General features: G+C 66.4%; 10 protein-coding genes. All 10 read left to right on the top strand.

Annotated elements, in window-relative coordinates; translation table 11 throughout:
• A partial coding sequence (locus ACLQ62_RS07315) for a hypothetical protein (protein WP_411720991.1) occupies positions 1-801 on the top strand: 801 nt, incomplete at its 5' end.
• Entirely contained in the window at positions 773-1,801 is a 1,029-nt protein-coding gene (locus tag ACLQ62_RS07320; RefSeq protein WP_411720992.1) for an HAD-IIA family hydrolase, read from the top strand. The genes ACLQ62_RS07315 and ACLQ62_RS07320, both read left to right, overlap by 29 nt.
• Before the next feature lie 21 nt (positions 1,802-1,822).
• The gene (locus ACLQ62_RS07325; protein WP_177216866.1) at positions 1,823-1,981 is read left to right on the top strand and encodes a hypothetical protein; all 159 of its coding nucleotides are present in this window, start codon (positions 1,823-1,825) and stop codon (positions 1,979-1,981) included.
• Positions 1,978-2,817: a TlyA family RNA methyltransferase gene (locus ACLQ62_RS07330; RefSeq protein ID WP_411720993.1), complete on the top strand. Its 840-nt coding sequence runs from the start codon at positions 1,978-1,980 to the stop codon at positions 2,815-2,817. Before ACLQ62_RS07325 ends, ACLQ62_RS07330 begins: the two co-directional genes overlap by 4 nt.
• 5 nt (positions 2,818-2,822) lie before the next feature.
• On the top strand, positions 2,823-3,746 hold the full coding sequence (locus ACLQ62_RS07335; protein ID WP_411720994.1) for an NAD kinase: 924 nt from the start codon (positions 2,823-2,825) through the stop codon (positions 3,744-3,746).
• Positions 3,739-5,460 (top strand): DNA repair protein RecN, encoded by a 1,722-nt coding sequence (recN, locus tag ACLQ62_RS07340; RefSeq protein WP_411720995.1) that lies wholly within the window; start codon positions 3,739-3,741, stop codon positions 5,458-5,460. The genes ACLQ62_RS07335 and recN overlap by 8 nt, the downstream gene beginning before the upstream one ends.
• Positions 5,461-5,466: 6 nt before the next feature.
• Positions 5,467-7,155, top strand: a complete 1,689-nt coding sequence (locus ACLQ62_RS07345) for a CTP synthase (protein WP_411720996.1) — start codon at positions 5,467-5,469, stop codon at positions 7,153-7,155.
• Complete coding sequence (locus tag ACLQ62_RS07350; RefSeq protein ID WP_411720997.1) at positions 7,148-7,780, top strand: NUDIX domain-containing protein; 633 nt, start codon at positions 7,148-7,150, stop codon at positions 7,778-7,780. Before ACLQ62_RS07345 ends, ACLQ62_RS07350 begins: the two co-directional genes overlap by 8 nt.
• An 8-nt stretch (positions 7,781-7,788) precedes the next feature.
• The gene (xerD, locus tag ACLQ62_RS07355) at positions 7,789-8,691 is read left to right on the top strand and encodes a site-specific tyrosine recombinase XerD (protein ID WP_411720998.1); all 903 of its coding nucleotides are present in this window, start codon (positions 7,789-7,791) and stop codon (positions 8,689-8,691) included.
• Between the two features lie 123 nt (positions 8,692-8,814).
• Positions 8,815-9,230: hypothetical protein (locus ACLQ62_RS07360; protein ID WP_411720999.1), on the top strand; the 416-nt coding region annotated here is incomplete at its 3' end.

The following is a 9,230-nucleotide window of genomic DNA, read 5'->3' on the forward strand; positions in this document are numbered from 1 at the left end:
GACCCGGAGTTGGCGCATCAGCACGCCCTTTCGGCTGCCCGTCGTGCCGGCCGCATCGGTGTCGTCCGCGAAACACTGGCGATCACCGCCTACGAGACCGGCGACTACGCGCTCGCACTCCGTGAACTCCGCACCCACCGGCGCATCACCGGCTCGAACGATCAGCTTCCGTTGATGGTCGACAGCGAACGCGGCGTCGGCCGCCCGGAGCGAGCGCTCGAACTGGGGCGCACCGTCGACCGGGCGACGCTGTCGCCGGCCGTGCGGGTCGCTTTGTCGATCGCCATGTCCGGCGCGCGGCTCGACCTCGGGCAGCCCGACCTCGCCCTCGCCGAGCTCCAGGTGCCCGAACTTGATCCGCACCGCGCGTTCGAGTGGAGCCCCGAGCTCTTCGCCGCCCAGGCCGAGGTGCTCGAGGAACTCAAGCGCGCCGACGAGGCGTCCGTGTGGCGCAAGCGTGCCGAGGTCGCCTCTGCCGCCCTGGCCGAGCGCTCAGGCGAGAACGAAGCCGAAACGATCGAGGTGTTCGAGATCCTCGAGGTCGACGACGAAGGCGACATCGATGGCGAGTCGACGGATTTCGATAACGACGACAGCGACGACGATGAGAACCTCCTCGGGGACGACACCGCAGACGTGGATGACTCCGACGCAGATGACTACGACGCCGACGACGCCGACGACGTGCTCGCCGACGACGCGACCGCAGTCGACGACGCCGACGCAGCGGAGAATCACGACGAAGCCACGACCACCGATGAGGAGACGACTGATGACGTCGCTGCTGGGCAGGAAAATTAAGGCAGTGACGCCGCTCGAAGGCGTCGATGTCTTGCTCACCGACCTGGACGGTGTCGTCTATGCGGGGGCTGGAGCGATCCCACACGCGATTGAGAGTCTCAATCGTGCGGCCGAAAGCATCCGTGTCGGGTACATCACCAACAATGCGTCGCGCACCGACGCATCCGTTGCCGCGCACCTGACCGAACTGGGACTCACTGTCGCGCCGAACGAAGTCGTCACGAGCCCGCAGGCTGCCGTCCGTCTGCTGGCCGACCACGTGCCGAGCGGATCGACGGTGCTGGTCGTCGGCGGCGACGGCCTGGTGGATGAACTCGTCAAGGGCGGGTACACCGTCACCCGGTCGGCGGATGACAATCCGGCTGCTGTACTGCAGGGTTTCGCGCCTGAAGTCAGCTGGACCGAGCTCGCTGAAGCGGCCTATGCGCTGCACCCGCGCGAGGACGGCGTGGAGATCCCGTGGATTGCAACGAACACGGACTGGACGATCCCGCAGGCCCGTGGCATCGCACCGGGAAACGGCACCCTCGTCTCCGCCGTGCACACCGCCGTCGGTCGCCTGGCTACCGTCGCAGGCAAGCCGGAGACCCCCATCTTCGAGGAAGCCACCGCCCGGTTCAGCGCGAAGAAGCCGCTATTCATCGGTGACCGGCTCGACACCGACATCGTCGGCGCGAATCGGGCCGGCATGGACTCCGTTCTTGTGCTCACCGGCGTCGACAAGGCCAAACATGTGCTCGCCGCCGACAAGTTCTCGCGTCCGACGTACATTCTCGACGACCTCCGCCAGCTGCATGAGGCATACCCGGCAACACGGATGTCACGCAACGGCAGCGAGGCGACCGTCGGCAACTCCGTGGTCCGGATCGACGGAAACGACGTCGTCATCGTCCGGGACGGAGACATCCCGATCGATCTGCTGCGCGCAGCATGTGCGGCGATCTGGGCTTCAGGCCGGGCGATTTACGGCTTCAACGTTCCCGAACGGCTGTATTCCTGATCGCCCCGGTAACCTAGGAACGTGAGCGAAGAGATGCACGAAGCAGGCGACGCCCTGGTTTCGCAGCTGCGCCTGGTCGAAGACCAGCCGCTCGACGAACGCGCCCGGGCGTACGTGCAGCTGCATGAAGAGCTCCGCGCCAAACTCGAAGGCGGCGACGCGGCATCGTCGCGGTCGTGAGCGTGCAGCACGTGCCAGACGCTGATCAGCGCCTCGACGCCGCACTCGTCTCCCGCGGACTGGCTCGCTCGCGCACCCTCGCCGCCCGGGTGATCGCTGATGGACTCGTCACCGTCGATGGCCGGGCAATCGTCAAACCGGCAACAAAGGTTCGCGAGAACCAGGTTCTCGTCGTCGCTGGCGCCGACCACTACGTCAGCCGCGGCGCCCACAAGCTGATCGCCGCCCTCGACGCGTTCCCGGTCGACCCTGCCGACCGGGTGGCCCTCGACGCCGGCGCATCGACCGGGGGATTCAGCCAGGTCCTGCTCGAGCGTGGCGCCCGGACCGTCATCGCGCTCGACGTCGGCCATGGCCAGCTCTCACCCGAAATCTCCGGCGATGCCCGCGTCTCCGTCGTCGAGGGGTTCAACGTCCGCGACCTGACCCCGGAAAGTCTCGCCGGAGCATCCGGTGTTTCGGAATCCCCTGATCTCGTGGTCGGTGACCTCTCGTTCATCTCGCTCACCCATGTGCTCGAAGCGCTTCAGCGCTCGGTGCAGCCAGGCAGCGATTTCGTGCTGCTCATCAAGCCGCAATTCGAGGTGGGCCGCGGCGGCATCCGTGAAGGAATCGTCCGCGACGCCGCACTGCGCGCCGACGCCATCGCCACCGTGCTCTGGCACGCCTGGGATCTCGGGCTCGGCACCGCTGGATTGATCCCGTCACCGATTGTCGGAGGCCACGGAAACCTTGAATACGTTGTGTGGTTGCGCGACGCGGGTGATGTGCCCGGCGGGGTCGCCGCCAATCCGACAGAATGGCTAGATCGAATCACCGAGATGGCTGGAGCGTGACCGGAATGAGCTCAGAAGCTCGCAACATCCTCGTGGTGTCGCACACCGGCCGATCCGATTCGCTCGAGGCCGCCGTGCAGGTGGTCGCGCAGATCCTCGAGGCCGGCGCGGTTCCGGTGGTTCAGCGCGACGAGCGCGATGAGATCTGCGCCAGCGCGAGCGGCCTCGCGTCTGAACGCCTGGCCGTCCTGCACGAGGACGTGAGCCCGGCCGACCTGGAACTCGTGATCGTGCTCGGCGGCGACGGCACCATTCTTCGCGCCGCTGAAATCGTGCGCGGCTTCTCTGCGCCGATCCTCGGCGTCAACCTCGGCCACGTCGGGTTCCTCGCCGAGAGCGAGCGCGATGACCTCGCCGACGCCGTGCACCGGGTCATCGCCCGGGACTATCTGGTCGAAGAACGCATGACGCTTTCGGTGCGGGTCAAACGTGACAGCGAAGTCGTCTTCGAAACCTGGGCGCTCAACGAAGCCACTGTGGAAAAAGCCAGCCGCGAACGGATGCTAGAGGTCGTGATCGAGGTCGATGGTCGCCCGCTGTCCAGCTTCGGCTGCGACGGCGTGGTCGTGTCGACACCCACGGGGTCGACCGCCTACGCCTTCTCAGCCGGCGGACCGGTGATCTGGCCGAGCGTCGAGGCCATCACGATGGTGCCGCTCAGCGCGCACGCCCTGTTCGCCCGCCCGATCGTCGTCGGACCGGACTCCTCGCTGGCCATCGAGGTGCTCAAGCGCACCGATGCGACCGGCGTGCTCTGGTGCGACGGTCGGCGCACCCACAATCTTGAACCGGGCGCCCGTGTCGTCGTCCGGCGTTCCTCCGTGCCGGTGCGACTCGCCCGTCTTCACGAGAGCCCGTTCACCGACCGGCTCGTGCAAAAGTTCCACTTGCCTGTCTCCGGGTGGAGGGGACCTGCGCCCCGTGATTGAGGAGATCGGCATCCGTGACCTGGGGGTCATCGCCGAGGCCACACTTCCGCTCGGCGCGGGATTCACCGCCATCACCGGCGAAACCGGTGCTGGGAAGACCATGGTCGTCACCGCGCTCGGGCTGCTGCTCGGCGGCCGCGCCGACTCGGGCGTCATCCGACAGGGGAATGAGTCCACGAGCGTCGACGGTCGCTGGATCGTGCCCGCGGACGGCATCGTCGCGGAGCGCGTCCGTGAGGCAGGGGGAGACGTCGACCCGTTCGGTGACGACGCCGAACTGACCCTGGGCCGCTCGGTCCTCGCCTCGGGTCGAAGCCGCGCGCAGGTCGGCGGCCGCAGCGCCCCGGTCGGCGTGCTCGCCGAGCTGGGGGAACAACTCGTTGTCGTGCACGGCCAGTCCGACCAGGTTCGGCTCCGCTCCCAGACGGCCCAACGCGACGCCCTCGACCGATTCGCCGGGGAGGACCTTGCCGCCCTGCTGGCCGATTACCGAGCGGCGTTCACCCACTACCTCACCAACGTCGCCGAACGCGACATCCTCATCGACGAGCGCGACCGCCGCGCCGCTGAAGCAGACGACCTTCGCCTCACGATCGCCGAGATCGACTCTGTTGACCCTCAGCCCGGTGAAGACGACGAACTGGCCGTCCGAGCGGAACGCCTGACCAATGTCGAGGATCTCCGCATCGCCGCGAGCTTCGCCCGTGAGGCGCTGTCGGCGGAGGAATCCGACGCCCCCGACGTCGTCACCCTGCTGGATGCCGCCCGCCGTCAGCTCGAACGGGTCGCCTCCCACGACGCTGAACTCGGCACGCTGGGGGAACAGATTGCGAGCACGAGCTACGCCATCTCTGAGATCGCGCTCGAACTCTCGAGCTACCTCGCCGGGCTCGACACCGACGGCGCGCGCGAATTGGAAATCATCCAGGAGCGGCGTGCCGAACTGGGCGTGCTTTTGCGCAAGTACGGCCCAGGCATCGACGAGGTGCTTGCCACGCACGAAACAGGCAACGCCCGCTTGCTCGAACTTGACGGCGACTCCGACCGGATCGAGGACCTGACCCGGATAGTCGACGAGGACGCCGTCCGGGTCGACGAACTTGCCGGCCGCATCTCCGAAACCCGCCTCGCGGCGGCCGCCCGGCTCGGCGAAGCCGTCTCAGCAGAGCTCACCGCGCTGGCCATGCCAGACGCCATCGTCGTCATCGAGGTCACCGACCAGCCCGAGCTCAGCCAGCACGGCCGTGATTCCGTCGTGTTCCTGCTGCAACCGCACCCGGGTACCGAACCGCGGCCGATCTCCAAGGGAGCGTCGGGCGGCGAACTGTCGCGGGTGATGCTCGCCATCGAAGTCGTGATCGCCGGTCGTGACCCAGTGCCGACCTTCGTCTTCGATGAAGTCGACGCCGGCGTCGGCGGGTCTGCGGCGATCGAGATCGGCAGGCGGCTGGCCCGGCTCGCTGAGACGGCGCAGGTCATCGTCGTCACCCACCTGGCCCAGGTCGCCGCCTTCGCGACGAACCATCTCGCCGTCGTGAAGTCCAGTGACGGCACCGTGACGGCATCCAGTGTGCGACAACTGACCGGTCCTGAGCGCGTTGCCGAGATGGCCAGACTTCTCTCCGGGCTCGCTGACAGCGACTCCGGGCTCGCCCACGCCGAAGAGCTGCTGTCGCTCGCACGGTCGAACCGCTCTTCTCAGGTGATAGGATAAAAGCCCGTGGTGAACATTACGAACGCGGACATTTCAGACGACACGACCAGACACATTTTTGTGACCGGTGGTGTCGTTTCTTCTTTGGGCAAGGGACTCACGGCGGCAAGCCTGGGTAACCTCCTCACGGCTCGGGGACTGCGTGTTGTCATGCAGAAACTCGATCCATACCTGAACGTCGACCCAGGAACGATGAACCCGTTCCAGCACGGCGAAGTCTTCGTCACCGACGATGGCACCGAGACCGACCTCGACATCGGTCACTACGAGCGCTTCCTCGACATCAACCTGAGCCAGGCGGCGAACGTCACCACCGGCCAGATCTACTCGACGGTCATCGCCAAGGAACGCCGCGGCGAATACCTCGGCGACACGGTGCAGGTCATCCCGCACATCACCGATGAGATCAAGCGCCGGATGCGGTTGCAGGCCACGAGCGATCCGAAACCGGATGTGATCATCACCGAGGTCGGCGGCACCGTCGGCGACATCGAATCGCAGCCCTTCCTCGAGGCGGCCCGCCAGGTGCGCCACGAACTCGGCCGCAAAAACGTCTTCTTCGTGCACGTTTCCCTCGTGCCATACATGAACGCGTCCGGCGAGCAGAAGACCAAGCCGACGCAGCACTCCGTCGCTGCCCTCCGTGCGATCGGTATCCAGCCGGACGCCCTCGTGCTGCGCAGCGACCGCCCGGTCTCCGAATCGAACAAGCGCAAGATCGCGCTCATGTGCGACGTCGACGAGGCCGCCGTCGTCAACTGTGTCGACGTGCCCAGCATCTACGACATCCCGAGCGTGCTCCACGACCAGGGACTCGATGCGTACATCATCGACCTGCTCGGCCTCGAAGCCGACGACGTCGACTGGGCAGCCTGGTCGCCGGTTCTCAAGGCTGTGCACGAGCCGAAGCACGAGCTCACGATCGGACTGGTCGGCAAGTACATCGACCTTCCGGATGCTTACCTGTCCGTCACCGAGGCGCTGCGGGCCGGCGGATTCGCGCACGAGTCGAAGGTCAAGCTGCAGTGGATCGCGTCGGACGAGTGCGAGACGCCCGAGGGCGCAGCGAAGGCGCTCAGCGAACTCGATGGAATCTGCGTCCCGGGCGGTTTCGGCATCCGGGGGATCGAAGGCAAGCTCGGTGCGCTGAAGTTCGCCCGCGACAACAAGATCCCCACGCTTGGTCTGTGCCTTGGCCTGCAGTGCATGGTCATCGAATACGCCAGGAATGAAGCCGGCCTGGTTGGCGCCAGCTCGAGCGAATTCGACCCGGACACGCAGTTCCCGGTCATCGCGACGATGGCTGAGCAGGTCGAGATCATCGCCGGGGGAGACCTCGGCGGGACGATGCGCCTCGGCCTGTACCCGGCGAAGCTCGCCGACGGCTCGATCACCGCTGAGTTGTACGGCTCGACCGAGATCTCGGAACGCCACCGTCACCGTTACGAAGTGAACAACCGTTACCGCGACCAGATCGCCGAAGCCGGGCTTGTCTTCTCGGGCACCAGCCCGGACGGCCAGCTCGTCGAGTTCGTCGAGCTCGACCGCGCCGAGCACCCGTTCTACGTCGGCACCCAGGCTCACCCCGAACTGCGGTCGCGTCCAAACAACGCGCACCCGCTGTTCCGCGGTCTCATCGGTGCCGCGTTGGAGCGCAAGCAGGCCAGCCTGCTGTTCGACGTGAGCAATGACTGAGGCTGTTCTGGAAGACACCCTCGCCGACGTCGAGATCCGCTCAAGCGAGCTGGTCTTCGACGGCATGGTGTGGGGTGTCCGCCGTGACGTCTTCGATTACAACGGTGAGGACATCGCCCGCGAATACCTGGACCACACCGGGGCCGTCGCCGTGTTCGCGCTCGACGATGAGGACCGGGTGCTGCTGATCAAGCAGTACCGGCATCCCGTCGGCATGCGCGAATGGGAGATCCCTGCCGGACTTCTCGACATCGTCGACGAGGACCCTCTTCTTGCGGCGAAACGCGAACTCGCTGAGGAGGCCGACATTCAGGCAACCGACTGGGCTGTGCTTTCCGAGTTCTACACGAGTCCGGGCGGAAGCGACGAAGCGATCCGGATCTACCTCGCCCGTGGACTGTCGGCAGCACACGAAGTGTTCGACCGCACGCACGAAGAGGCCGACATGGAGTTGCGCTGGGTTCCGCTCGACGACGTCGTCGATGCGGTGCTGGCGCGTAAGCTGCAGAACCCGTCCCTCGTCGTCGCCACCCTCGCCGCTTTCGCTGGTCGCCAGCGCGACTGGCGAACGCTTGCGGCGGCGGACGCACCGTGGCCGCGGCATCCGAAACTCAGGTCCTCGTAAGCACTGACATGCCGCTCGCACGCGACCTCGACTTGTATCTGCGGCACGTGTCGATCGAGCGCGGCCTGGCACCGAACACCGTTGCCGCATACCGGCGCGATCTCGGCGGCTACGTGGAGTGGCTGGGGGCGCGCGGAATCGGCGAAGTCGCTGAGGTGTCGCAGCAGCAGGTGTCGGAGTATGTGCGTGAGCTCGGCACCCGGGAGACGCCGCTCACGGCGTCATCGCTTGCCCGGGTGCTCTCTTCGGTGCGCGGCTGGCACCGGTTCCTGCTCGAAGAAGGCCGGCTCGAAACCGACGTCGCCCGCGAGGTCAAGCCGCCGAAACTGCCCAGCCGGCTGCCGAAGGCGCTGAGTGTCGACCAGGTGACGGCACTGTTGGATGCCGTGGCGGGTGACGACGTGCGGGCGTTGCGTGACAGGGCGCTCCTCGAACTGCTCTACGCCACCGGCGCGCGGGTGAGCGAGGCGGTGGCGCTCAACGTCGACGACGTGTTCGACGAGGACATCGTCCGTCTCCGCGGCAAGGGGAACAAGGAACGGATCGTGCCGCTCGGCCGGTTCGCCCGCGACGCCCTCGACGCCTACCTCGTCCGTGCCCGACCGGTGTTCTCGGTGCGGGGAGTCGCGACGCCCGCGCTGTTCGTGGGCATCCGTGGGCAGCGGGTGTCGCGGCAGAACGCGTGGCTGATCATCCGGGCCGCAGCCGAGAAAGCTGACCTGGTCGCGCACGTGTCGCCACACACGCTGAGGCACTCGTTTGCGACGCACCTGCTGCAGGGCGGCGCCGATGTGCGCGTAGTTCAGGAACTGCTCGGGCACTCCTCGGTTGCGACTACGCAGATCTACACGATGGTGACTGCGGACACCCTCCGTGACATGTACACGACGGCCCACCCGCGCGCTCGCTAGCTCTTGCACGGGCGTGCTGCGCACAACTCCGCCAGACCCGTGGACCCTGTACGGATCGACGGCTGCAGAGTGTCGCTGTGGATAACCCTCCCGCGCGGCTGAGGACTCCTCTAGCCTGTCGGCATGGTCACTGACCGGTCGAGGACGATCCCACGGATGCTGCGGGGCAGCACTGTCGGAACGCTCGCCTGCCTGCTCGGCGCGGTAACGCTCACCAGTTGCACTCCGGCTCCGCGGCCGACACCCACCCCCACCTCGACGGCGATCTTTGAGTCGGAAGACGAAGCGCTCGCTGCCGCGACGGATGTGTATCAGCGATATACGGCCGCGAAGGACAAAGAGTCGTCCAACGGCGATGCATCCGCGGAGTCGCTGCGTCCGCTCGTTACGCAGGCGTATTTCGAAGACCTCGAAGTGGTAGGAACCCTTGAAGAGAACGGATGGCACACTACCGGGTCCACAAGTTTCGACTCGGTCTCGCTTGTCGAATTCACCGAGCAAGACGGCCTTGCAACAATATCGATCTCGCTCTGTAGGGA

The organism is Mycetocola sp. (genome assembly GCF_046716805.1).
In the GTDB taxonomy this organism is placed as follows: Bacteria; Actinomycetota; Actinomycetes; order Actinomycetales; family Microbacteriaceae; genus Mycetocola_A.

Coding starts and splice junctions, on each gene's coding strand:
- ACLQ62_RS07320 (WP_411720992.1), top strand. CDS start 773: ATGACGTCGCTGCTGGGCAGGAAAATTAAGGCAGTGACGCCGCTCGAA.
- ACLQ62_RS07335 (WP_411720994.1), top strand. CDS start 2,823: ATGAGCTCAGAAGCTCGCAACATCCTCGTGGTGTCGCACACCGGCCGA.
- ACLQ62_RS07350 (WP_411720997.1), top strand. CDS start 7,148: ATGACTGAGGCTGTTCTGGAAGACACCCTCGCCGACGTCGAGATCCGC.
- xerD (WP_411720998.1), top strand. CDS start 7,789: ATGCCGCTCGCACGCGACCTCGACTTGTATCTGCGGCACGTGTCGATC.